The organism is Streptomyces sp. NPDC052236, assembly GCF_044548015.1.
In the GTDB taxonomy this organism is placed as follows: Bacteria; Actinomycetota; Actinomycetes; order Streptomycetales; family Streptomycetaceae; genus Streptomyces.
The window spans coordinates 16,522-40,474 of record NZ_JBIUBL010000027.1 but is presented as its reverse complement, the minus strand read 5'-3'; the positions used below and the strand labels follow the sequence as shown (position 1 = coordinate 40,474).

The 23,953-nt window shown below is 70.1% G+C and carries 16 protein-coding genes and 1 pseudogene; 9 read left to right on the top strand and 8 right to left on the bottom strand.

Annotated features, from left to right (window positions below; translation table 11 throughout):
- Positions 1–168: 168 nt before the first annotated feature.
- Positions 169–996 (top strand): endo alpha-1,4 polygalactosaminidase, encoded by an 828-nt coding sequence (locus tag ACIHCQ_RS34190; RefSeq protein WP_399671634.1) that lies wholly within the window; start codon positions 169–171, stop codon positions 994–996.
- 101 nt (positions 997–1,097) lie between these two features.
- Here the strand turns inward: ACIHCQ_RS34190 and ACIHCQ_RS34185 are convergent, their stop codons facing one another.
- The gene (locus ACIHCQ_RS34185) at positions 1,098–1,574 is read right to left on the bottom strand and encodes a hypothetical protein (RefSeq protein ID WP_399671406.1); all 477 of its coding nucleotides are present in this window, start codon (positions 1,572–1,574) and stop codon (positions 1,098–1,100) included.
- Positions 1,575–1,835: 261 nt separating this feature from the next.
- Entirely contained in the window at positions 1,836–3,752 is a 1,917-nt protein-coding gene (locus ACIHCQ_RS34180; protein WP_399671403.1) for an FUSC family protein, read from the bottom strand.
- A 408-nt stretch (positions 3,753–4,160) separates the two neighbouring features.
- Here ACIHCQ_RS34180 and ACIHCQ_RS34175 point away from each other — a divergent pair, with 408 nt between their 5' ends.
- Positions 4,161–5,678 (top strand): hypothetical protein, encoded by a 1,518-nt coding sequence (locus ACIHCQ_RS34175; RefSeq protein WP_399671401.1) that lies wholly within the window; start codon positions 4,161–4,163, stop codon positions 5,676–5,678.
- Positions 5,679–5,874: 196 nt separating this feature from the next.
- Positions 5,875–6,420 (top strand): tellurite resistance TerB family protein, encoded by a 546-nt coding sequence (locus ACIHCQ_RS34170; RefSeq protein WP_399671398.1) that lies wholly within the window; start codon positions 5,875–5,877, stop codon positions 6,418–6,420.
- Between the two features lie 321 nt (positions 6,421–6,741).
- Here the strand turns inward: ACIHCQ_RS34170 and ACIHCQ_RS34165 are convergent, their stop codons facing one another.
- Positions 6,742–8,316, bottom strand: a complete 1,575-nt coding sequence (locus ACIHCQ_RS34165; RefSeq protein WP_399671395.1) for a carbohydrate-binding protein — start codon at positions 8,314–8,316, stop codon at positions 6,742–6,744.
- Positions 8,317–8,668: 352 nt separating this feature from the next.
- Here ACIHCQ_RS34165 and ACIHCQ_RS34160 point away from each other — a divergent pair, with 352 nt between their 5' ends.
- The 5 genes and pseudogenes from ACIHCQ_RS34160 to ACIHCQ_RS34140 form a co-directional block, all read left to right on the top strand.
- Positions 8,669–10,120, top strand: coding sequence for a hypothetical protein (locus ACIHCQ_RS34160; protein ID WP_399671391.1), 1,452 nt, complete (start codon positions 8,669–8,671; stop codon positions 10,118–10,120).
- A 61-nt stretch (positions 10,121–10,181) separates the two neighbouring features.
- Positions 10,182–11,444 (top strand): AAA family ATPase, encoded by a 1,263-nt coding sequence (locus tag ACIHCQ_RS34155; RefSeq protein ID WP_399671389.1) that lies wholly within the window; start codon positions 10,182–10,184, stop codon positions 11,442–11,444.
- Positions 11,441–12,682, top strand: coding sequence for a VWA-like domain-containing protein (locus ACIHCQ_RS34150; RefSeq protein ID WP_399671387.1), 1,242 nt, complete (start codon positions 11,441–11,443; stop codon positions 12,680–12,682). Before ACIHCQ_RS34155 ends, ACIHCQ_RS34150 begins: the two co-directional genes overlap by 4 nt.
- A 322-nt stretch (positions 12,683–13,004) precedes the next feature.
- Complete coding sequence (locus ACIHCQ_RS34145) at positions 13,005–16,934, top strand: glycoside hydrolase family 2 TIM barrel-domain containing protein (protein WP_399671384.1); 3,930 nt, start codon at positions 13,005–13,007, stop codon at positions 16,932–16,934.
- A gap of 92 nt (positions 16,935–17,026) precedes the next feature.
- A pseudogene (locus tag ACIHCQ_RS34140) lies at positions 17,027–17,480 on the top strand (TSUP family transporter); the annotation flags it as partial.
- Between the two features lie 14 nt (positions 17,481–17,494).
- Here the strand turns inward: ACIHCQ_RS34140 and ACIHCQ_RS34135 are convergent.
- Entirely contained in the window at positions 17,495–17,773 is a 279-nt protein-coding gene (locus ACIHCQ_RS34135; protein WP_399671382.1) for a metal-sensitive transcriptional regulator, read from the bottom strand.
- 93 nt (positions 17,774–17,866) lie between these two features.
- Between ACIHCQ_RS34135 and ACIHCQ_RS34130 the strand changes: the two genes are divergently transcribed.
- Positions 17,867–18,448 carry a rhodanese-like domain-containing protein gene (locus ACIHCQ_RS34130; RefSeq protein WP_399671379.1) on the top strand — a complete coding sequence of 194 codons (582 nt, stop codon included), beginning with the start codon at positions 17,867–17,869 and terminating at the stop codon, positions 18,446–18,448.
- A gap of 72 nt (positions 18,449–18,520) precedes the next feature.
- Here the strand turns inward: ACIHCQ_RS34130 and ACIHCQ_RS34125 are convergent, their stop codons facing one another.
- The 4 genes from ACIHCQ_RS34125 to ACIHCQ_RS34110 all read right to left on the bottom strand — a co-directional run bounded on the left by ACIHCQ_RS34125 (position 18,521) and on the right by ACIHCQ_RS34110 (position 23,499).
- Positions 18,521–18,646 (bottom strand): hypothetical protein, encoded by a 126-nt coding sequence (locus ACIHCQ_RS34125; protein ID WP_399671376.1) that lies wholly within the window; start codon positions 18,644–18,646, stop codon positions 18,521–18,523.
- Between the two features lie 36 nt (positions 18,647–18,682).
- Positions 18,683–19,372, bottom strand: coding sequence for a CAP domain-containing protein (locus ACIHCQ_RS34120; protein WP_399671373.1), 690 nt, complete (start codon positions 19,370–19,372; stop codon positions 18,683–18,685).
- A gap of 513 nt (positions 19,373–19,885) precedes the next feature.
- On the bottom strand, positions 19,886–20,977 hold the full coding sequence (locus ACIHCQ_RS34115; protein ID WP_399671370.1) for a sugar ABC transporter substrate-binding protein: 1,092 nt from the start codon (positions 20,975–20,977) through the stop codon (positions 19,886–19,888).
- On the bottom strand, positions 20,974–23,499 hold the full coding sequence (locus ACIHCQ_RS34110; RefSeq protein WP_399671367.1) for a SpoIIE family protein phosphatase: 2,526 nt from the start codon (positions 23,497–23,499) through the stop codon (positions 20,974–20,976). Before ACIHCQ_RS34110 ends, ACIHCQ_RS34115 begins: the two co-directional genes overlap by 4 nt.
- Positions 23,500–23,953: the final 454 nt, after the last annotated feature.

Here is a 23,953-nt window from a genome sequence, read left to right as displayed (position 1 = left end):
TGGAGTGGCCAGAACGTCGACTTCTGGCACGGCGCGACATGGCGGGACCCGCGGTACCGGGGCCGACTGCTCGGAGACCGCGCGGCGGTCGTACGCTCAGACCTTCAGGAACCTCCCCAGCACCACGGCGGTCGCCGTACCGACAGCTCCCCGTTCCCGAAAGGCCTCATGAACCGCGCGACCCGTCTGCGGACGCTGATCCTCGCCTTCGCCCTTCCCCTCCTGCTGTCGTCCGCCTGTTCGCACCCGGCACCGTCGCCGGAGTCGTCGCCGGAGTCGCCGGAGTCGTCGGGAGGATCACGCTGGCAGCCGAAGCCCGGCAGCGCCTGGCAGTGGCAGCTCGACGGCCGGGTCGACCCCACCGTCGACGTACCCGTCTACGACATCGACGGCTTCGAGAACGACGCCGCGACTGTCCGCCGACTCCACGACGACGGCCGCAAGGTCATCTGCTATCTCAACGCGGGTGCGTGGGAATCCTTCCGTCCCGACCACAAGGACTTCCCCGACTCCGTCCTCGGCGGCCCGAACGGATGGGAGGGCGAACGCTGGCTGGACGTCCGCCGTATCAGCACGCTCCGGCCCCTGATGGCCAAGCGCATGGACATCTGCCGCGAGCGCGGCTTCGACGCCGTCGAGCCCGATCTGCTGGACGGCTATCTCAACGACACCGGTTTCCCGCTGACCGCCGCACACCAGCTCACGTACAACCGCATGATCGCGCACCTCGCGCACGAGCGCGACCTGTCGGTGGGACTGAAGAATGATCTTCCCCAAGTACCGCAGTTGGTCGATGACTTCGACTTCGCCGTTAATGAGGAGTGCGCGCAGTACGACGACTGCGCGGCGCTGACACCGTTTGTGAAGGCCGGCAAGGCGGTCTTCCACGTCGAGTACGCACTCCCGGTCGACAAGTTCTGCGCACAGACCCGGCGGCTGGGGTTCAGCTCGATGCGCAAGAAACTCGATCTCGGGGTGTGGCGCCAGCCCTGCTGAGCAACGACTTCGGGGGGCGAGTCAATCCGACCACGGTGTGCTGATACTGGGTGCAAGTCGGCTGCGGGCCATCGCCCCGCCTTTCCCCCGAGTCGCGGCGGTCATGCGTCGGCCTGCGCTCGGGCGCGGCGCTCGGCCACGAAGCCGCCCGCCACCGCCAGCACAACAGCGCCCACACCGAACCCGACGATGAGTGCGTTCATCCAGGCGTAGATATCGCTGCTCGGGTAAGTGGTGCCGTCGTCCAGAACGCAGTCGAACCCCAGCGGCAGGTAGGACGGCTGCTGTCCGAACAGGTGCTCCATGGTGCTCGGCGGAACGTCGCGGCACGAGTGCGAGGGAGTCGAATCCGCGCCGGACTGGGAGTCGTGCTCCTCGAACTGGACCATGCCGAGCCCCAAGACGCAGAGGCCGACAGCTGCTGCCGCCGCCATACCGACGCACCAGCGCAGTAGGTCCACGGACCAGTCCGTACGGCGTCCGGGCAGGGCGACGGAGATGAGCTTGACGGCTACGGCAATGAGCCAGACGGGGACAGCGAAGAGAGCCGGGTACATCAGCAGGGCGAACACGAACACGAGTCAGTCACCTTCCACATGCGTATGGCGCGGTCGAGTTCACGGGTCAGGGCGTGTCCGCCCCGGAAGAAGACCCTCTCAGGCGCCACCTCCCGCGTCCCGCTTGGGCGGTCCATGGTGCACTGGTAGGCCGCCTCAGACACCGCCAAGTCCCAAGCTTCAAGGCCCACTTGCCGACACGGCGCGACACGACTGTCCGACCGGTCGCCCCGGTCGGACAGTCGTGTCGCGCCGTGTCGCGTCGCGTCGCGTCGCGTCGCGTCAGCGACTGGTCACCTCCCGGATACGGTGCAGTTCGGCGACCACATCCGCGAGCGTCTCGCACTTCACGGTGGCGGTCAGCTCCGGCGGGGGCCGCTCGCCCCGCCCGTCCAGCGCGTCGGCGATGGCCGCCATCGCCGACGCGACCTCGCGCGCCTCACGCTGCGACGGGCGGACGGCACCGTGCTCCATGCGCACCGCACAGGCCGTCACCGCGTCCACGATCCGCTCCGCCGCGGCGACGAGCGGGGCCCAGTCCGTGTTCCGGGCACCCTGGGCCGGCAGCTCGGCCGCCACCGTGTCGGCGGTGGTCCTGGCCTCGCCGAGCGCCCGGTACGCGGCCCGGCGCAACGCCATCCGCTCATCGGTCCGCTCCCCTGCCGGGGCGTTGAGTACGTGCCCGAGGTAGGCCTCCGTGTGCCGCAGGGCAGCCGCCAGCCGGTGCCCGACCCGGGCGCCCGGGTCGGCCAGCAGCGGCAGATGGCCGACGATGAGCACGATGGCGCAGGCGATGGCGGTGTCGATGAGCCGGCTGCCGGTGGCCCCGGTGTCGCCGCCCACCCAGACGAAGGACAGCACAAGAACGGTGACCACGGCGGTCTGCATCGCGTAGTGCCGACTCGCGACCGGCACCAGCGCGCCGGCGGCGGTGGCCACGACTGCGGGCCACCACTCGCCCCCGTACACCGCCGTGAACACGGTGGCCGCCGCCGCGAAGACCAGGACGCCCAGTGCCGTCCCGGCGAAACGGTTCGCCGTGCGCGAGAACAGCGGACCCAGATCCGGCTTCACCAGGAACGCCGCCGTCGCCGGAAGCCAGTACCAGTGTTCGGGGCGCAGTGCCAGTGCCACCGCCGCGCTCGCCGTCACGCACATCGCGACCCTGGCCCCGTACCGTCGCCCGGGCGCACTGAGCGCCCGGCGGCGGATCGGCGGCGGCGCCACCGACCTCACCTCGGCCGGGCTCGACACCCGCGGCTCCGTACGGCCGAACGCCACCGCCGCGCTCAGCACCGCCCGGTCGAACGCGGCGCGCGCGGCAGTGCTCCCCTCCGGTGCGGGCAGCGCCCCCGGCGGCGTATTGGTGCGGATCGCGGCCGCCAGCCGCCGCGGTCCCTCGGCGACGCGCGGCGGCAGGGGCCGTGCCTCCCACAGCAGCGCCACCCCCGCCTCGCACAGCGCGGTGGCAGCCGCGTAACGCTCGGTGAGCAGCAACTCGCCTGCCGTGACCCGGTACCGCAGCAGGCGGTGCAGGCGCAACGCTTCGTCCGCCCTGTCCATCGCCGCCGTGAGCCGGCGCCGGGCCGGTACGGCGCCGGGCCCGCCGACCGCCGTCAGCGCGTCGGCGAGCGCATCGAACACCGCGGCCAGCGCCGCCCGCTCGCCGTCCAGCGCTCCGCCCACGGGGCGCGGCGGCCGCAGCACAAGGCGTAGCAGAAGCAGCCACGCGGCCCCGCCGAGGAAGCACAGCGCCTTGAACCAGGGCGCGCCCGGCAGCGGCATGCCCATGCCGATGGATGTGGTGACCATCAGCTGCATCCCGGCCGTCGAGCTCACCGGTCCTGTCACGCTCACGGCGCCCGACACGAGTCCGACCGCGAACATGGCGAGCAGCGCCCACCAGCCGCCCGCCAGTTCGGCGTACGCCGCACCGGCCAGCAGCCCCGTCGCTCCCGCGAGCGCCGGCAGTCCCACATGCACGATGCCGGTACGCCGCGTGCCCGGCCGGTCGTTCACACCGGCGAGCATGGCGCCCAACGCTGCGGGAACGCCCGCCTCCGGCCGCCCTGCGGCGATCCCCGCCCCCAGGAGCGGGCCGGCCGCGAGCGCCGCACGCACCACCGCGCCCCACGGCATGGGCACCTTCTGCCATCGCAAGGGGTGGGCAAGCCAGGCCGGCAGGTCACGCGGAGACAACAAGGGCGTCCTCGGGCAGTTCGGTGTGGGAGCCGGGAGGACGCCATCGGCCGGCGGCTGCCAACAAGAATACGTGCGACACGGGGTTACGCCCGCCGCCACGGATCATGTGCGGGTGATGTACGGAGGAGCGGGCGACGGCCCCGCTCCGCCGGGCATCCTCCCGGCCCGGATGACGCCTCCCGTCCGTGCCGCTGCTCGATGGCCACACGGCGTTGTGTGGCGTCCGGTTCCGTCCACTGAGCGATGTAGCGCTGAGCCAGATCCTGCGGATCGACCTCGATCATGTGGAACTCCTTGCGGGTAGGTCGCTTCGCACCAGATCCTGCGGCCCACAGCGAAGGCCGACAATTCCCGGCGAGGAATCAGGAATGAGTCGCTGTCAGCGCCCGGGTAACGTACGGGCGCATGACCGAACGTGCTCTCGATCTGCTGCGGCGGCAGCCGCACCTGGCCGAACTGGCCGCGTATCCCTTCGCGTTCGATCTGCGGCGGGCGGACCACGTCGAGAAGGTGCGGCTGGCCTCGGGGGCGGCGCCTCTGGAACCGATAGCCGGGGACGACACGGGTGCCACGTACTTCGTGTGCCCCGACGGCGCCGTGCTGTACGCGTCGTCCGACGGCATGGCGGGGCTCGTCGGCGTCGGTGTGGAGGAGGCACTGGATGTGCTGACCGGGCTGCCGCACTGGCAGAACTACGTGGGTCTCTCCCCCGATGACGGCGAAGAGCGGATCCTCGCGGAGATCGAGGACACCGAGAGCTGGATCCGGGAGACGTACGGATCCGAACTGGACGCGGACCGGGCATATTTGCGCACCGCGCTCGGCCTGCCGGAGCGCTCACCCGTCGAGCTGGTCGCCCTGCTCTACGACGCCCTGCTGCGGACAGAGCCGGATCACCTGCTGCTCAACGCCGAGGAAGGCCTGGCCTACATGCCCTTGGCACCTCATCCGAGTACGCCACTGAGGGATGTCGTGCTCGCCACGGGACGGACAGACCTCTACGTGATGCGGGCCGACAGGGCCGCCTGGGAGGAGGTGACCTCGGAACCGGTACGCGTGGCAACGGTGCTGCGTGCCGCGCAGTACGACCGCCGCCCCGGTGACCTTCCGGTGCTGCGCTGCCTGTTGCGACACCAGGCCGCGATCGCAGGCACCGATGTGGGCGGGGGTGAGGAGTTGCGGCTAGCGGCTTTCCTGGTCGCCCGGCACGGGCTGGCGGAGGATCTGCCGCTGTTGCACGCGGCACGCGAGGCGAGCGCGTACACCCTGTCCGAGCCGCTCCCTCAGCCTGCCGCGGCCACCGGATGGGCGCACGGGCCGGACGACGACCGCTTCGGTCGGGAGCCCGTGGACGAGCCGGAGTTCACCTGGATCAGACTGGGCCGCCGCCAGGGACGTACAGAGCATGTACGCGTCGCACTGATCCGCATGCTGGACGACACCGGACCGGACGCGGAACGGCTGGGCGCGCTCAGCCGTGAGCTGGAGCTGCTCGGCGATTTCGGGCAGGCCGCGCGGGCGCAGCGTAACGTCGTGTCGCTGCAGGTCACGATGTGGGACCGGGCCGCGGCGGGCCACACCCTGGCCCGGCTGGAGCGGAGGTCGGGTGACCTCACGGCGGCGTGGCGTGCCCTGGGGCGGGTGCGTGTCGCGCTCGGCCTCGACGCGCCCGCGACGGCCGCCGTCGAACCGGCCGCCGACACCACCGCGGCGCAGTGGCACCGGCGCGGCCTCGGCCGGATGATCGCCGAGGAGCATCTGCGACTCGTCCTCGGCGCCGTCGAGTCGGGGGATGCGGGCCTCGCCCGCCAGGCCATGGCCTGCTCCAAGAGCCTCCTCCAACTGATCGGTGAGGAGTCCCGCAAGAGGATCAGCCCGTTGTCCACGGAAGCGAAGTGGGCTGTGGCACGTCTCAAGAAGTAGCACGACACGTGCGGTCGGCGATCGAGGAGGTCCTCGCCCGTAACGAGAGCGACTACCTGCCGCACACGACGACGGCGTCCTCATGGGTGATCCCCTCCGACGCAGTCCAGCGGAACCAGTCACGCCGTGCGGTCGTTGGCATGACAGACAAGCGGATGACGATCAGAACGACATAGGCAGAACCGAGGTGGCACAAGTGGCGATGTGGGATCGGATCAAGGATCAGGCCAAGGGGCTCCAGCAGTCCCAGGGCGCGCGGGGATCCGGCGCGTCCGGCACCAGTTCGCGGTCCGCCGGTGGATCGCGCGCTCAGCTGGTGAGCTCGCTGAAGTCGCAGCTCACTTCCTTGAAGACCGAGCTGAAGAGCGGCGCGTACCGGGACGCGAGCATGGCGATGTGCGCGCTGGTGGCCGCTGCGGACGGTCAGGTGGACGCGGCCGAGCGGCAGCAGGTCGAGACACTGATCCTCAATAATGACGTGCTGCAGAACTTCCCGGCGGACCAGTTGCGTCAGCGGTTCAACAAGCATGCCGACCAGCTGGTGAGCAACTTCCAGCACGGGAAGGCGGAGGCGATGAAGGAGATCGCCAAGGCTGCCAAGAAGCCGGTCGAGGCCAGGGCCGTGATCCAGACAGGCATCGTGATCGCCGGTGCCGACGGCTATATCGCTCCGGCCGAGCAGCAGGTCATCCATGAGGCCTGTGCGGCCCTCGGCCTCTCCCCCGCCGAATTCGCCCTGTAGCACGGTAGTCGTCGGGGTTGTCGAGCGCCTCGTCGGCTGAGCCCTCCTGCCGTCGCCGCGGTCGTGCCGGCGCAGCCGCGCCCGGCGCGTCGGCGGCCGACCCGGCCAAGACACCCATACGGGTGCGTCGCCGGCAGCCGGGCGGAAAACCGCGGGAACCGACGGCGCAGCGACGTAGGGCGGCCGCCGGTCGCCCTGTCGCTGCGCGTCGTTCCCGTGGCCGACACTGATCGCCCACCATCACCCCCCGACCATCGCCGAGCGCATCGAATCAAGGCCCTGTACGGACACGCTCGGCGACGGGGTCGGTTACGGGGTCGGTTACGGCGTTGTCAGATTGCCGCCGAACGTCACGGCGAGGCGGCCATCCGCGGCGAAGGACCATTTCAGGGCGCCGCTGTACGAGGAGCACCGGGACCCGTTCGAGCCGGACCAGAACTGGTTCGAGCTGTCGGTGTTGCCGATGACCCTGTCGTTCGTCCCGCTGCTGCTGCGGCACGAGACGTTGTTCCGGAACACTGAGGTGCCGCCGTCGAACGTGTAGTTGCGCTCGCTGTTGTCGATGCTGATGTTGTCCGATATCGACATCGTGCCGAGGTTCCTGTTGTAGGTGAACCCGTGCTTGCCGTTGCCGTAGGCGATGTTGCGCCGGATGACGTGGTTGACCCCGATGTCCTCGCCGCCGAGCTTGTAGCCGTTGCGGTCACCGTTCCCGGCCTGGGAGCCGTCGGAGAGGGTGCCGTTGTTGTAGGCGAGGGAGTCCTCGATGGTCACGGCGCCGATGGGTCCCGTGTCGGTCTTGGTGTAGAGGTCCCAGCCATCATCGATGTTGTTGTGGGCCACGGCGTAGCGGAAGACGTTCCCGGGACCGGAGGTGAGCTTCGCGGCGAAACCGTCGGCGTCCTCACCGTCGGAGTCGGCGTTGTCGTGCGACTCCGCGCTCAGGATCAGGTTGTTGGACGGCCACTGGTTGCTGGGGGTGCTGGAGAGCATCCGCGAGAGCTGCAGCCCCGTGTCTCGGTTGAAGCGCGTCACCGTGCGCTCGAAGATGTTGTTGCTGCCGCCGACGAAGATCCCGTTGTCACCGGCACGCTCGACGACAAGGCCCTTGACGTGCCAGAACGACCCGTTCACGGCGAGCCCGCGGTTCGCCGGGTCCTCACTCTGGGCTGAGAAGTTCAGTACCGGAGTCTCACCCGGGTAGGCGGACAGTTCCGTGCGGTCACTTGAGCTGCCGTTCTTGCCCGCCGGGATGGTGACCGTCTGCGAGAAGCGGTAGGTCCCGCCGCGTACGTAGATCGTCCCACCGGGGGTGATGCGGGTGATCGCCGAGGCGAGCGTCGTCGGGGCCGACACCGTTCCAGCCGCGCTCTCGCTGCCGTTCGGCGCCACATACAGCGCGGAGCCCGACGGCGGCGGGGTGTCGCCGCCCACCTCGACATCGAGGTAGTCGACGTTGGGCAGGCCGGCGGAGGTGGTGGGGCTGAGCCGGATGGTGTTGCTGCCCGCCGTCACCGGCACCGTGAGCGTCTGCGTCACCCACGTACCCCACGTCCCGGTGCTCTCGAACGACGCCGACGGGGCGGCCGAGCCGTTCACCGTGACGTTTGCGGGCCGTGCGGTGGTGGCTCCGTTGGCGAAGCCGACCTTCAGTGTCGCCGTGCCTGCGGTGGGGGCGTTCACGGTGAACTGCGCGTAGGCGCCTACCGCGTTGTTGCTGTTGCAGAATCCGCTGCCGGAGTAGCCCGCCCAGTCGGAGTCGACGGTGCCGGTACAGACCGCCGGGGAGCTTTCGGCCTCATACCGGGTGGACGCGGCCTGCGCCGTGGTGCCGGACAGCGCGACGAGCGCGCCGGACAGCAGGCTGATGCACGCGATGACGGGTCTCAGTTGCATCGATTCTCTCCAGGGGGTCGGACAGCGGGTGCCGCATCCGGACAGGGAAAGCGCTTTCTTCGGACGATAGGTGTTTGCCGTGAACGCGTCAATGGACCTGTCCTTGATAATTTTTCATGGATATGAACGACTGGAATCAGGGCCACACCGTGAAGTCCTCGTGCGCGCAGCGGAGTTGAGGGCCGCCGCCGCGAACGACCCGCAGTCCGTGCGCTCCGCGTTCGCCGACAGAGCACGGGTGGTGCTCCGACCGAAGCACCTGGCGGTTCGGACACAGGAGCGATACGATCACCGCGATGATGACTCATTCTGTTAACAGATTGGGGGTCCCCTCCGCGCAAGGTGAGTGCTGATGCTCACTCAGACCGCGAAGAGGGATTCCCGCCCTTCCTTCTGGCTGCGCGTGCGTAAGTTCGCCGTGCCGCCGTCCATGATCGAGACTGCGACCGCCCGCCGTTGTGTCGGTGACTGGGCGGGCGCGTGCGCCGCCGCAGGCATCGATGTCGATCTCAACCTTCGTTCCGTGGCGCGTACTCATGGCCAGGAACTCGCAGCCCAGGTCCGGGCCGATCTCCGTCATTTGGCGCCCGACCTGTTGCGCTGGCATATGCCGAGGATCGCTCCCAACGGGCTGCTGCGCCCAGGTCTGTCCATCGCTCTGGCTCGATACGACGCTGCGGGGCGTATCGGCGCAGGCCCGGTGCATCTCGTGGCCCGGACCCCGCCGGCCTGGGCGGATGCCGGTCAGCGGATCAGCCTCGCGCTGTGGGACGGATCCCACTCCGAGGCCGCCGCCTCCTGTCATCCGCACCCCCATCCCAACCAGCGGTTCCGCCTCGACCTGCACCGTCACCTGTGGGACGCGCGCAGAACCGATGAGCTACGGATCCGGTCCGGGGCCGACCGGCACCCGGAGCTGCTGGACCCGGAGCTGCTGGGGACGGAGCTGCTGGGGACGGAGCTGCTGGGGACGGACGTGCTGGGGACGGTGCCGCAGGGGTACCGCTGCGCCGTTGACCGGTGGGCGGCCGAGGCGGGGATTCTGCTCCACGCCCAAGGGCCGTCCACCGAAGGGCGGTCCACCACCACCGTCGCCGTGCGGTTCGGAGCCCGGCATCGGCTGCTCCTGGACCTCGTCGCGGACGAGCACCGTCTCGGGCCGCCCGCTGTGCGGATCGCGGCGGCGTCCACAGACGGTGGCGCCTCCGCGCCGCCGGTCCTGCCCGACGCGGCGACCTGGGTGCTGCCCGACCTGGAACTGATCCACGCCGGTTCGATCGAGGTCGATCAGCTGCACCCGCTGGTCGCCTCGGCACTGGTCCCGGATCATTCGCCGACCGGTCCGCCCCGGACTCCGGACGGGGCAGGACAACCACGCCTCGTGGAGTGCCGGGGAGCTCAACACCGGATCGGCCTGGTCGACGGGGTACTGGCCCCGCTGGACCACGAACCCGCCGAGATCCGGCGGGAGGAACTGCTGGCCGCACTGACCGGTACTCCGCTTCCCTGCCTGCAGGCCATCGACAAGGCGCACCGTCATCCGGACTGCCTCGCCGGCGTCCGCGAACGCCTGGACCATGGCGACATCGCCGGTGCGCTGGCCGTCGTCGAGGGCCTGCTGGGCCCCGACGTACTGCTGCGCAGCGGTGCTCTGCGGGACGAACTGGAGGCGGCCGCGCTACGGCGGATCACCTACGGGCTGTACAGGGCAGGTCTGATCGAACCCGGACCTGGCCGCATCCGCCCGGATCGCCGCCGTCCCCGTGACCGCCGCTCCCACTCGCGCCACGCGACCTCTCGCTGACCCGGGGGGCCTCCGTCCCCCGCACCCACTCGGCTCTCCACGAACCCATAGGTGATCACACATGCCCACATGCACCCCGTTCGCTGCCACCGGCACCCCCGCCGGCCCGGCCCACGCCTCCCAGCTCGACGTCGCAGGCGAGTTGCTGACCCTGCTGCGCGACGCCACCACCGAACCGCGCCCCGACACACAACTGGAAGCCCTGACTCTGGCCGTGGCCGCCGACCTGCCCGTACTCCTGTGGGGTGAGCCGGGGATCGGCAAGACCGCGGCCCTCACACAGCTTGCCGCCGCCCTGGACCTCCCGCTGACCACAGTGATCGCCAGTGTGCACGAGCCGTCCGACTTCTCGGGCCTGCCCATCGTCGGAGACGATCCCGCGGAACAGGGTGTCCCGATGGCCCCGCCAGACTGGGCCGTACGACTGGTACGGGCCGGCCGAGGGCTGCTGTTCCTGGACGAGCTGTCCACCGCGCCACCGGCCGTTCAGGCCGCCCTGCTCCGCCTCGTGCTCGAACGGCGGATCGGCTCCCTCCAACTGCCGCCCGGGGTCCGGATCGTGGCTGCCGCCAATCCGCGATCCTCGGCGGCCGACGGCTGGGAACTGAGCCCGCCTCTGGCCAACCGGTTCGTTCATCTTCAGTGGATCCACGACCACGAGGTGGTGGTACGCGGCCTCGGTGGGACCTGGCCCCGGGCAACCCTGCCACGACTCGACCCGGAGAAGTTGTCCGAGGCCGTGGGCTTCGCCCGCCGCGCGGTGTGCGGACTCCTCGCCGCCCGCCCCAAACTCGTACACCAACTGCCCAGCAATGAAACGCGCCGGGGCGGCCCCTGGCCGTCACCCCGAAGCTGGGAGATGACCCTGTGCCTGACCGCCTTCGCGACCGCGGCCGGCTCCTCCCGTGAAGTACTTTCCCTGCTGGTCAGGGGCACCGTAGGAGACGGTCCGGGGCTGGAGCTGCTGGCGAGCCTGGACCGGATGGACCTGCCGGATCCCGAGGTGCTGCTCGCCGACCCCGCAGGTGCCACCCTGCCCGAGCGGGGAGATCTACGCCAAGCCGTGCTCGACGGTGTGGTGGCCGCGGTCCGCAAGCGCCCGGAGAAGTCCCGCTGGGACGCGGCGTGGGCGATCCTGGTACGGGCGGTGGAGACCGGAGCCCCGGACCTGGTGGTCGTCCCCGCGACCACCCTCGCCACGCTGCGCCACGAGGACTGGGACGTTCCGCCGTCGATCGAACAACTCGCCGGAGCGGTGTCCCTGTCCCGGCGGGCAGACCACGCGGCGGCCCGGGTCGCGGCCACCGCGCAGGCCGGCCGGTGATCCCGGGCGCACCGGGGACACTGGACCTCGACAAGCTCTTCGCCGCCCGACTGCACGCCGTTCGGGTCCGGCCGTACTTGGCGACGGCCCTGTTCGCCCTGCACACCGTCGAGTCGCGGCTGGTACCGACGATGGCCGTCGACCGGCACTGGCGGTGCTACGTCTCGCCGGCGTTCGTGGACCGCACACCGGTGGAGGAGCTGGCCGGAGTATGGGTGCACGAGGTGTCGCATCTGCTGCGCGACCACCACGGACGCAGTGACCGGGTCGCGCGGGAGCGCGGGCTGACCGGCCCGGGGGAACGGCTGCGTATGAACATCGCCGCGGACTGCGAGATCAACGACGATGTGTTCGGCGACGGTCTTGTCCGGCCCGAAGGTGCTGTCCAGCCGGTGTCCTTGGGGCTTCCCGAGGGGGAGCTCATGGAGGACTACCTGCGCCAGTTCCGGCTCGGGCCGCATACGCAGAGCATGACCTGGCTGGACTGCGGCAGCGGCGCCGACGGACTGGAACGGGAGTGGGAACTGGGACCGGACGGCGCGCACGGCCTCAGCGAGCAGGAACGGGACGCGGTCCGGTTCCGGGTGGCGCAGGGCATCACCGGCCGTCCGGGAAGCGCCTCGCAGGGGTGGCAGCGGTGGGCGGAGGAGGCGTTCCACCCGCCGCAGCAGTGGCGGGAGTTGCTGGGAGCGGCAGTCCGCTCGGCGACCTCCGGCGCCGGCGCGGGCGAGGACTACACCTACGGCCGGCCGTCGCGGCGCTCGGCCGGGGTGCCCGGCGTTGTTCTGCCGAGCCTGCGGCGCAGGCCGCCCCGGGTCTCCGTAGTCATCGACACATCCGGCTCGGTCAGCGACACCGAACTGGGCAGCGCTCTCCTCGAAGTTGCCGCGATCTCCCGTGCCGTGGGCGGCCGTCGCGACCTGATCTCCGTGCTGCCGTGCGACGCAGCTGCCGGGATCGTGCACCCGCTGTGCCATGCCCAGGGAATACCGCTGGTGGGCGGCGGGGGTACGGATCTGCGCACGGGCTTCGCCAAGGCGCTCCGAACGCAGCCCCGCCCCGATGTCATCGTGGTCCTGACCGACGGCCAGACGCCCTGGCCGAGCACACGGCCACCGTGCCGGACGGTGGTGGGTCTGTTCCCCCGGCAGCATGCGGCCCGGTCGTGGGACGAGGACGATCCCGATTACGTCCCGGACTCACCGCCCGCGTGGGCACGAGTGGTTGCCATCGGGTAGACCCAGCACACCAGGTGACGGTCCATCAACCCGCTGCCATCCCCACCTACTTGTCCATCAGGATCGCACAAAGTTCGACAGGAATATTGCTTCGGTTGTGTTCGAGTCCTAGGGTGAGCCTGGCTCGGCGGCTGGGCAACCCCCGTTGCGCTGAGCGTTGAAGCGCTTCAACTGTACGTCCGCACGGCGCGCCACTTTATCAATACCGAACAGGATCTGACGCGCCTCAGTCCGTGCAGTGCGCCGATGGTGCCGTGCCGCTTGGTGGGGTTCCTTCCGTGTGCGTGCCCGCGGCTGGGTCGCCCCGAGGAAGGCCACGGTCATGCCGCACTCATATCCGTCTCCCGCCGATCGGTCAGTCCGCCCCGAGCGGTTCGTCAGTCGCCGTCGTCTCCTTGAGGGCGGAGCCGCCGTCCTTGGCGCGCTCGCCCTGTCCGCGCCTTCCGCCGCGGCGCGCGCGGCCGGCCGACGGGAGGCGGCGGACGGCTATCCGGAGTGGAACAACAACATCGGCGTCTTCCAGCTGGGTGCCGAGCCGCCGCACACCACGCTGATGCCGTACGCGGACGTCAGGCAGGCGCTGGCCGGGAACCGTACGCGCTCGCCGTACCGGCTGAGCCTCGACGGGAAGTGGAAGTTCGCCTACGCCGATCGCCCCGACGACCGGGACACCGACTTCTACCGCACCGACGTCGACGACACCGCCTGGGACACCATCCCCGTTCCCTCCACTTGGCAGCTGCACGGCTACGACTTCCCGATCTACGTCAACATCACCTACCCGTGGTGGGGTCCCAACGGCCTGGGCGAGGAGGCGCAGCCGCCGTTCGCCCCGACCCGTTACAACCCCGTGGGCCAGTACCGGCGTACCTTCACGGTCCCCGGGAACTGGGCAGGGCGGCGGACGTTCCTGCACTTCGAGGGCGTCAAGTCCGCCCACTACGTATGGATCAACGGGGAGTTGGTCGGCTACCGCGAGGACTCCTTCACCCCCGCGGAGTACGACATCACCCCGCACCTCAAGCCCGGCGCCAACCAGATCGCGGTGGAGGTGTACCGCTACTCCGACGGCGACTGGCTGGAGGACCAGGACATGATCCGGCTGAGCGGAATCTTCCGTTCGGTCTACCTGTTCTCCACTCCGGCCGTGCACCTGCGTGACTTCAAGCTCGACACCCCGCTGAGCGACGGTTACACGGCAGCGGAACTGTCGGTCACCGCGGATGTGCGCGCCTACGGCGACGGCGGCGGGCGGTACACCGTCGAGACCCAGCTCTACGACGCGCGCGGGCATGCCGTCTGGCCCCGGCCGCTGCAACAACCCGTCGACCTCGGCTCCGCCCCGGCCGGCGCGGATGTGACCGTACGGGCCGCCAGAGCTGTGCCCGCGGCGAAGCTCTGGTCGGCCGAGCACCCGAATCTCTATACCGCCGTGCTGCGGCTGCGCGACCCGGCGGGAAGGGTGATCGAGACCCTCTCGCACAGGGTCGGCTTCCGCGAGTTCGCGCTCAAGGAAGGGCTGATGCGTATCAACGGCAAGCCCGTCTCCTTCCGGGGCACGAACCGGCACGAGATGCACCCCGACCGCGGCATGGCGCTCACCCGCGCGGACATGGTCGAGGACATCGAGGTCATCAAGCGGATGAACATGAACACCGTCCGTACCTCGCATTACCCCAACAACCCGCTGTGGATGGAACTCGCCGACGAGTACGGCCTGTATCTCGTGGACGAGGCCAACGTCGAGACCCACGGCATCCGCGGCGAGTATCCGGGCAACCACGCCGACTGGACCGAGGCGTGCGTGGCCCGTGCCCAGAACATGGTCCACCGCGACAAGAACCACGCCTCGGTCGTCATCTGGTCGCTCGGCAACGAGGCCGGCGGCGGCAGCACGTTCGTCGCCATGCGCGACTGGATCCGCTCCTACGACCCGACCCGCGTCATCCAGTACGAGGGCGACGACCGCCCGGCGATCAGCGACATCCGCTCGGAGATGTACGACAGCCCCGCGCGCGTCGAGCAGCGGGCGCTGGACACAGCCGACACCCGGCCGTACGTCATGATCGAGTACTCCCACGCGATGGGGAACTCGAACGGCAACTTCAAGAAGTACTGGGACGTCATCCGCCGCCACGACGTGCTCCAGGGCGGCTGGATCTGGGACTTCATGGACCAGTCGCTGAGCTGGCCCACCCCGACGCGCAAGCTGTTCACCGAGGCCGGACCGGGCAAGGTGCGCGGCGAGATCCTCGCCCCCAGCGGCACCTTCCACCGCGACAAGGGAATCTACGGCGGCACCGTCTTCGCCCGGGACACCGGTCTCGACATCACCGGCTCCCTGACGCTGGAGGCGTGGGTCACCCCGCACGTCACCGGTGGCCACCAGCCCATCGTCGCCAAGGGGGACACCCAGTACGCCCTGAAGCAGACGAACAAGAACCTGGAGTTCTTCATCCACGGCGGCGGCCAGTGGATCACCGCGAGCTGGGCAGTGCCGGACGGCTGGACCGGCACAGAGCACCACATCGCGGGCGTCTTCGACGCGGCGGCGGGCACGCTCACCCTCTACGTCGACGGCGCGGCGAAGGCCACCCGGACCACCACCCAGCGGCCCAGCAGCAACACCGCACCTCTCGCGCTCGCCACCGACGCCGACAACTGGACCCGGGAGTTCAGCGGCACCATCCGGCGGGCGCGCGTCTACGCCCGCGCCCTGACCACGGCCGAGCTCGCGTCGAACGGGCGCGGACCCGGCGACGACGGCGTGCGGTTCTGGTTCGACGCCGCCACCGTCGGTTTCACCCAGAAGCGGCCGGACGAGCGGACCTTCTTCGCGTACGGCGGCGACTGGGGCGACAACCCCAACGACGGGAACTTCGTCGCGGACGGCATCGTCACCGCCGACCGTGGACACACCGGCAAGGCCGCTGAGGTCAAGCAGGTCTACCAGGCGATCAACGCCGCATCCGCCTCCGGCGGCGACGCCCTCACCTCCGGAGCGGTCACCCTCACCAACGAGTACCTGTTCACCAACCTCCGCGAGTTCGACGGCAGCTGGGCCCTCGTCGCCGACGGTGAGGTCGTACGGCGCGGGAGGCTGACCCGCGCCCAGCTGGACGTCGCGCCGCTGTCCAGCAAGGAGATCACCGTCCCCTTCAGGCTGCCGGACAACCCGTCGCCGGGCGCGGAGTACTTCCTGCAGCTGTCGTTCACCACCAGCGAGCCCACGAAGTGGGCGAAGGCCGGCTTCGAGGTGGCCAAGCAGCAGCTCGCCGTCGACGCCGGCAGTCCGGCCGTGACGCCCGTGCCGCTGGAGAGCGTGCCGACGCTGAGATACGACGACGGCGACAGGTCCGTCACGGTGCGGGGCAGGGGCTTCTCCGTCACCGTCGACAAGAGCAGCGGGATCATCACGTCGTACGAGGCCGGTGGTATCCGGCTGATCACCTCGGGGCCCGCGCCGAACTTCTGGCGGGCGCCGACCGACAACGACAAGGGCAACGGGCAGCCGACGCGCAATCAGACGTGGCGCGACGCCGGCGTCAACCGGAAGGTGACGGCCGTGAGCGTGCGCGGGCTGCGCGACAAGGCCGTCGAGATCACGGTGAGCGGCACGCTGCCGACCACCGTCGAGTCCACGTACACCACTACGTACACGGTCTTCGGCAACGGCGAGATCGAGGTCGGCAACACCCTGCACCCGGGCGCGGCGACCCTGCCCTACATCCCGGAGGTCGGCACCCTGCTGTTCCTGCCGAGCCGCCTCGATCGCCTGCATTACTACGGCCGTGGCCCGGAGGAGAACCACTGGGACCGCAACAGCGGCACCGACGTGGGTCTGTACTCGGGGACGGTCTCCGGGCAGTGGACCCCCTACATCCGCCCGCAGGAGAACGGCAACAAGACCGACGTCCGCTGGGTCGCCCTGACCGACCGCGGCGGCCGGGGGCTGCTCGCCTCCGGCGAGCCGCTGCTGGAAGTCAACGCCTCGCACTTCACCCCGGAGGACCTGTCGGTCGGGGCGCGCCACGACTACCAGCTCACGCCGCGCGACGCGGTCGTGCTGCGGCTGAACCACCGGCAGATGGGCGTGGGCGGCGACAACAGCTGGGGCGCGCACACGCACAACGAGTTCAAGCTCTTCGCCGACCGCGACTACTCCTACACCTACCGGCTGCGGCCGTTGACCGACGTCGACGAGGCAATGGCGGCCTCGCGCCGGCCCACGGCGACGGAGTTCTCCGGATAGGGCACTGCGGCCGGGGCGCCCCCACCCACCCACCACCAGCGGCGGCCGGACCTACTCCGCCCGGACCCGGAGGAAGCCCTCCGGGTCCGGGCGTCCGGGGGAAAGCCGGCGCCGCGTTCGCCGCCGCCGGCCTGATCCCCGCAGCCGTGGCCGGAGCCGCCGCCACCGGCCGGGCGGGGCCGGTGAAGGCCGCGGGCACCGGGGCAGGCCCGGTAGCCCTGACGGGACTGCTCGGCGTTGGCGGCGGATTCCTCGCCACCCCCGGCCCCGGTCACGGTCCTGGCCTTCGAGATGCAGGCCGCCATCGGCACCAGCCTGCTGGTCATCACCGCCGACTCGCCGGCGTCCCTGACAACCCGCTCCGGTAGCGCGGCCGACCTGGACTGGGCCGTGACCGGCCCTTTCACCGGAGCGGCGATTTTCGGCGCGTGGGACGGCAAGTGTCTCGCCTCGAAGGTCGCCGGGCGGCTGCTCCGGCTGTTCGCAGCCGTGTTGCCGGCCGTGACCGCCGTGGCCGCCCTGGTGCTCGTCGACGCCGTCGTATGACAGGTCCCCGCCGCTCAGGCCAGGGACAGAAACAGCTTCTCCAGCCGGGCCCGCATCTGGTCCCGGTCGCCGGACGCCTGGCCGCCCTCCGCCATGCAGTGCTGCAGCCCGGTCGCGATGATCGCGAAACCCGCCCGGTCCAGCGCCCGCGAGACAGCGGCCAGTTGCGTGATGACGTCCTCGCAGTCCCGACCCTCCTCGATCATCTTGATGATCCCGGCGATCTGACCCTGGGCCCGGCGCAGCCGGTTGAGCACCGACTTCAGTTCGGCAGCCGCCATGTTCAGCTCCATGGCTCCTCCTCCATCAATCATCAATACCCGGGGGGGTATCGTATCGTGCTCGGAGCGAACCACCCCGTCCCCGCGAAAGGACACCACCTGCTCATGAGCACCCTCACCGCCGTCGTTCCCGCCCAGGCCGCCCCCCGCCTGGGCCAGTACACCGTCATCGACGTCCGCACCCCCGGCGAATACGCCGCCGGCCACGTTCCCGGCGCCCACAACATCCCCCTCGACCACCTCCAAACCGCGCTGCCCACCCTCAAGGCCGCCGCCACCCGCGGCGACCTGCTCATGGTCTGCGCCTCCGGCAACCGCTCCACCACCGCCTGCACCGAACTCGCCGCCGCCGGCATCCCCGCCACCACACTCACCGGCGGCACCACCGCCTGGGCCGACCAGGGCCACGCTCTCCACCACCCTGAAGGCGCGGCCACCACATGGGCGATGGAGCGCCAGGTCCGCCTCGCCGCCGGCTCCCTCGTCGTCCTCGGACTCGCCGCCGGGGCCCGCTACCGGCCCGCCCGCTGGCTCTCCGCCGCCATCGGCGCCGGCCTCGTCTTCTCCGCCGCCACCAACACCTGCGGCATGGCGGCCGTACTCGCCAAGCTGCCCCACAACCAGCCCCGCACCACCGACCTCAACGCCACCCTCGACGCCCTGCAGCAGCAGTCGGACCAGGCGTAGCCCCCTTGCACCTGCGGCGAAAGGTGCGGAATCCCGCGTTCTATGCCCGACGGGACGGCAGTTGGGCTCCGGTCACTTGCCTGCGGGCGGGTCGGACTCTCCGTGGCAGATCACCTCGCCGCCGGACGGGCCGCCCGAGCCGATGGCCCAGGCCGCCCTGCCCGGCGGGGAGGCACCCCGCAGTCGCGTGGTGGTCATCACGCAGCAGCCGGGCACGGCCATCCTCGTCGAACGCTATCGGGCCGCTCCGAAGTCCTGCGTCCAGTAATTGCCGGGCTGTGCGAGGCCGACGCCGATCTCCTTGAACGCACAGTTGAGGATGTTGTCCTTATGACCGGGGCTGGACATCCAGCCCGCCATGACGCTCTCGGGTGTGGCATACCCGGCCGCGACGTTCTCGCCGTAGGTGCTCCAGCTGTAGCCGGCGCCTGTGATCCGGTCGCCCGGAGATGATCCGCCGGAGCCCGTGTGCGACATGTTCTGGTGGTCAGCCATGTCCTTGCTGTGATCCTGAGCGGCTTTCGTCAGTTTCGCGTTCACGGCCAGCGGTGCGCATCCGGCCTTGGCTCGCTCGCTGTTGACGAGTTCCGCTATACGGGCCGAAGCCCCGGATACCGCAGGGGTCGACGAGGGAGCGGGGGCCGAGGCGGCGGGAGCAGCGGGGGCCGAGGGCGCGGCGGTTTCCGGGGCGCTCGGAGCCGCGGTGGGTGTCTGCGACGCCCCCGCACTCGGCTTCGCGCCCGTCCTGGCCCCCGTCCACGGATGGCTGAAGGCCGCGTTCTCCCCGACGTCGTGGAACTGGCTGCCCGTGTTCTCCGGCTGGTCCACACAGGCCAAGGCCGCGGAGGGCACGCCCACGGCGCCTATGGCGAAGGCGGCGATGATTATCTTCCGGTGGTGCTTCTGCCTGCGGTGCTTCCTCATGCGTGACCTCGCTCGATGATCGCGGAGCGCCCCTGGCGCGGCCGGCTCGGTCCGCGCCCTGCGCCTGAGCTGCGGGGCCGCCTTGTTGGCCGTCATTCTTGGACCGCCACGCAGGCGAGGCAATGAGCGTCAGTACTACCTCGCCTCGTAGCACCGGGTGGCTCTTGCGATGGGCGCGCGGGCGTGCTGGTCCGACTGCCGGATCTCGCCGGAAACCCTGTCGCTCCGTCAGAAGCCCTTACTCGCTCAACGAACAGGCGAAAGCAGCGAGTGGACCCAATGCCATCAAAATCCCGTGTGAGGCATGTCTGCACCAAGACGGACAAGTCCTATATGTCGCCCCGCTGTCGTCTACTACTCAGCGACCCTAGGAGCGGAAGTCGCTATGACGGATGTCACGAGACCGACAGGACGGGCGGGAGCGGGGCGTCCCCTCGGTGCGACGTCGACGTGCCGCTCATGGTGGTTCCGCGCACACAGGGCCCGAGAACTATGGTGTCGGCCTGGACCCACTCAACGGGACCCCCCTGTGAGTCCGGCCTTGTCGCAAGCGGGCCGCAGCTCCCGGGTGCAGATCTGGTCGATGGTGTAGACGCTGTCCTTGACGAGCGTCTGCTGGATGTTGCCGACCGTCACCGCGCTCGGAGGAAGCAGGACAGACGGGATCTGCTTGGTGGTGGGGCTGTCGGTCGTCGTCGTGGCGACATCGCGGAGATCCTCGCCCCGCCCCAGCGCGACGGCCATGGCGGCGGCTGCGGCGGCCTCCGTCCTGAAAGGTTTGTACACCGTCATGTACTGCTCGCCCTTGATGATCCGCTGCACCGCGTCAAGGTCGGCGTCCTGGCCGGTGACAGGAGGCAGCTCCCTGACATGGGCGCTCTTGAGCGCGGAGATGACGCCTGCGGCTATGGCGTCGTTGGCCGCCAGGACGCCGCCGATCCGGTCCGGACCCAGCGCCACAATGGCAGCGGACATGTTGGCGTGGGCGTTCTCCGCGCTCCAGCCCTGGGTGTCGTACGACCTGCCAATCTTCACCTTGCCTGTGAGGACGGACAGCGCGCCGCTCCTGTACCACGCCGCGTTGGGGCTGGTCGGATCGCCGTTCATCATGACGACGTTCCCGGCCTTCGCCTTGTCGCCCATGGCCTTCAGGAGCGCCTCGCCCTGGAGCCTGCCGACCTGCGCACCGTCGAAACTGACATAGCCGGAGACCGGGCCTTCGGCGAGCCGGTCATAGGCGACGACCGGTACAGCCGCCTCGTGCGCCTCCTGGATCGAGGAGCGGAGCGCCCTGGTGTCGGTGGCGTCGAGGATCAGGACCCTGGCCCCCTTGGTGATCATGGAGATCATCTGTTGCCGCTGCCTCGTCGCGTCGTTCTCAGCGTTGGCGTACTCCATGGTGCAGCGGGGACACAGCTTCTTCAGCCGCTCCTCGATCAGCGGCTTGTCCGAATGCTCCCAGCGGGGGACCGCTTTACTCGGGAGCAGCAGGCCGACCGTGAAGCTGTCCGTGTCGGCCTCGTCGTCTCCTCCGCAGGCGGCCAGGGACATTGCCATGACTCCCGCGACGAGCGCCGCGATGACGTGCCTCGTACGGGTCCTCATAGCAGACCCCCTCGTTCCGTTCGGGCCGTTCGGGACCCCGAGTCCGCGGGCTCCGGATCCCGCCGCGGCACAACGATCTCGCTCCACACCTGCTTGCCGCCGGCCACCGGGACCGAGCCGAAGGACTCCGACATCGCTTCGACCAGCAGCAGGCCTCGGCCGCCGGTCGCCTCCCAGTCCACGATCACCGGCTTGGCGGGCGCACGCGGCGAAGAGTCGCTCACGCGGATTCGCACCCGGTCCCCGCGGAGCACCAAGTCGACGCGCACCGGACCCTGGGTGTGCACCAGGGCGTTGGTGACCAGTTCGGACACGACCAGCAGCACCGCGTCGGCTGCCTCTTCGACCTTCCACCGACGCAGAGTGCGCGCGGTGAAACGGCGGGCATGCATGACGGCGTCGGGCAGCCGCCACACCGCCCAACCAGCCCGTATCGGCCGGGTCTTCATGCCGTCGTAGCGCAGCAGCAACAGCGCCACATCGTCCTCACGACGGCCGATGTCGCCGAGCAGTTCGTCGGCCATCCGCCCCGGATTCGCCGGATCGGCCGCGGCGAGCGCGGCGCACGTCCGCTGCATACCCTCGTCCAGGGGCAGGTCGGCGGCCTCGACCAGGCCGTCGGTGAGCAGGACGAGCACCGTGCCGGGAGCGAGTGCCACCGCGGTCATGGGAAACTCCGCCTCCGCGAGAATGCCCAGCGGAAGGCCGCCCTCGACCTGCACCTCCTCGGTACTGCCGTCGGGATGGCGTACCAGCGGTGAGAGGTGCCCGGCCCGGACGAACAGGGCGTTGCCCTCCTCCATGTCCAGTTCGGCATAGCAGCAGGTGGCGAACAGATCGGTCTCCATACCGACGAGGAGGCGGTTGGCACGTGAGACGACCACGTCGGGCGGGTGGCCCTCCACCGCGTATGCCCTGACCGCGGTACGCATCTGGCCCATGATCGTCGCGGCTCCGGCACTGTGTCCTTGCACATCACCGATGACCAGCGCCATCCGATCCTCGGAGAGGGCGATGACGTCGTACCAGTCGCCGCCCACCTGCAACCCGCGCCTGGCGGGCAGATAGCGGGCGACTGCCGTCCCCCCGGGCAGCTCGGGGAGGCGCCGGGGCAGCAGACTGCGCTGCAGCATCGTCGCGAGTTCCTGCTCGGCGTCGTGCGCGTGCGCACGCTTGAGTGCCTGCCCGACCAGCGCCGCTGTGGCGGTCAGCAGGAACCGCTCCTCAGGGACGAATTCGTGCGGCTGATCCCAGCCGACCAGGCACACACCGGCGAGCCGGCCCTTGGCAGGGAGAGGCAGGACGGCCAGACCTCCGGTGCCGATGCCTGCGAGTCCGGGTTCGAGGGCTGTGCCGGCGGGCCACAGATCCATACGTCCGTCCCGCAGAGCCATCTGAATGGTGGGCAGGGCGCTGATCGGTACGTCGGGCCACTCCGAACGCCACATCTCCGGCCAGGCGGCGGGCTGCGGCGGATCAACCACGGTGATCACGAGCCGGTCGTCCCGCAACTCGGCGAGCGCCACCCGGTCGGCGACCAGCGGCTCACGCAGCGCGGTGACCATCACTCGACTGACGTCATGAACTGATTCGGCATCGTCGAGCGCGGCAGTCAGCCACTGGATCCTGGAAACGTCGTCGGCGCCCCAGCGCTGGACCGAGGTCGCCGTCACCACGCCCAGCACCTGCTTCGGCCGGTCGTCGGCGCCCGCGACCACCCGGCAACTCAGGCTCAGCCAGCGCATTTCACCAGTGGGGCGGCGGACACGGAACTCCAACTCCCGGCGGCCGAAGGTCTGGGTGGACGGCTCCAGGACCGCCATCAGCGCATGCATGTCCTCCGGGAGGGCATGCGCGAGCAGGGTGTCCGCCTTGCCGTCGAAGTCCTCCGGCGTGATGCCGACCAGTTCGAGCAGAGTCCCGTCCGCCTCGATCAGGCCGGTGTCCGGTACCAGGACAAAAGAGCCGACGCGCAGACTCCGCAGGGCGGGACCCAGCAGCGACGGCGGCGCGGGTCGGCCCGTCCCGGCCTCCAGCATGTCGGCAATCGCTTCGGCGTACCGCTCCAGGAAGCGCCGTTGCTCGGCCTCGAAGCCGTCCGCGGAACCCCCCATGACGACGAGGCAGCCCAGCCGCCTGCCCTCTGTCCCCAGTGGCAGCGCACCGAGCGACGCCTCCGCTCGCGGCGGCGTCGTCCCACCCTCGGAGTAGGAGGCGAGTGCCGCGGGGTTCAGCCACAGAGGCCGGCCGGTGCGGAAGGCGTGCGCCGCGGGTGAGCCACCGGACAGGGGCAACCGCTCCGGCAGCTGGAAAGTGGCGTATCCAGCCGTTTCCACCAACCGAAGCTCTTCATTTCCGGCCCCGCGCGCATAGACCGCTGCCAGCGCCGCTCCGGCGAACGTCAGGGCCCAAGCGCTCACGGCGGCCTCTGGCACCGGAGACGGTGAACCGGTGTCTGCGGCGCCGACCTCGGATGCCCGGAGCTGCGTGACTCCGGCCCGGGCGCGGCCGTCATGAGGCATGTCCGCAACCACCTCCCGTCCATGCCGCTGGTGCCGACAAGATCGGGACACTACAACCAGAATCGCACATACGGGCCAACCAGACATATCAACCTGAATATCCACCTGATTGCCATCGGTGGCCCCGGCCCGGGGCCACCGGTCTTCGCGCGCCGGGCCGAGCACGGGGTGCGCTCGGGGCACGCTCGGGCGCGAGCCGAACACCGATGGGCCGCTGCGTTCGCAGATCGCCACAGCCGGTGTCACACTTACGACGTGGTCGTCTGTTGGCCGCTGGACCTGCAGTACGCGTGGCATGGCGAGGAAGCCGGGTATCGCCATACTCGATGAGAGAGCCGCCGATGCCGGGCTTGTCGGGCCAAGGCCCCTGTCGCCGGGACGGCCGAGGCCGCTCCGCGACCGCCAGAGCTGCAACCGCGTGTGAAGGAAGGGACCGGTGTTCGCCCCCATCGCC

Excerpts from the sequence above, each read along its gene's own strand:
- ACIHCQ_RS34120 (WP_399671373.1), bottom strand. The coding sequence starts at position 19,372 with ATGAGGAAGCACCGCAGGCAGAAGCACCACCGGAAGATAATCATCGCC.
- ACIHCQ_RS34160 (WP_399671391.1), top strand. The coding sequence starts at position 8,669 with ATGCTCACTCAGACCGCGAAGAGGGATTCCCGCCCTTCCTTCTGGCTG.
- ACIHCQ_RS34190 (WP_399671634.1), top strand. The coding sequence starts at position 169 with ATGAACCGCGCGACCCGTCTGCGGACGCTGATCCTCGCCTTCGCCCTT.
- ACIHCQ_RS34130 (WP_399671379.1), top strand. The coding sequence starts at position 17,867 with ATGAGCACCCTCACCGCCGTCGTTCCCGCCCAGGCCGCCCCCCGCCTG.
- ACIHCQ_RS34135 (WP_399671382.1), bottom strand. The coding sequence starts at position 17,773 with ATGGAGCTGAACATGGCGGCTGCCGAACTGAAGTCGGTGCTCAACCGG.
- ACIHCQ_RS34155 (WP_399671389.1), top strand. The coding sequence starts at position 10,182 with ATGCCCACATGCACCCCGTTCGCTGCCACCGGCACCCCCGCCGGCCCG.
- ACIHCQ_RS34165 (WP_399671395.1), bottom strand. The coding sequence starts at position 8,316 with ATGCAACTGAGACCCGTCATCGCGTGCATCAGCCTGCTGTCCGGCGCG.
- ACIHCQ_RS34115 (WP_399671370.1), bottom strand. The coding sequence starts at position 20,977 with ATGAGGACCCGTACGAGGCACGTCATCGCGGCGCTCGTCGCGGGAGTC.
- ACIHCQ_RS34145 (WP_399671384.1), top strand. The coding sequence starts at position 13,005 with ATGCCGCACTCATATCCGTCTCCCGCCGATCGGTCAGTCCGCCCCGAG.
- ACIHCQ_RS34125 (WP_399671376.1), bottom strand. The coding sequence starts at position 18,646 with ATGACCACCACGCGACTGCGGGGTGCCTCCCCGCCGGGCAGGGCGGCC.
- ACIHCQ_RS34110 (WP_399671367.1), bottom strand. The coding sequence starts at position 23,499 with ATGCCTCATGACGGCCGCGCCCGGGCCGGAGTCACGCAGCTCCGGGCA.
- ACIHCQ_RS34175 (WP_399671401.1), top strand. The coding sequence starts at position 4,161 with ATGACCGAACGTGCTCTCGATCTGCTGCGGCGGCAGCCGCACCTGGCC.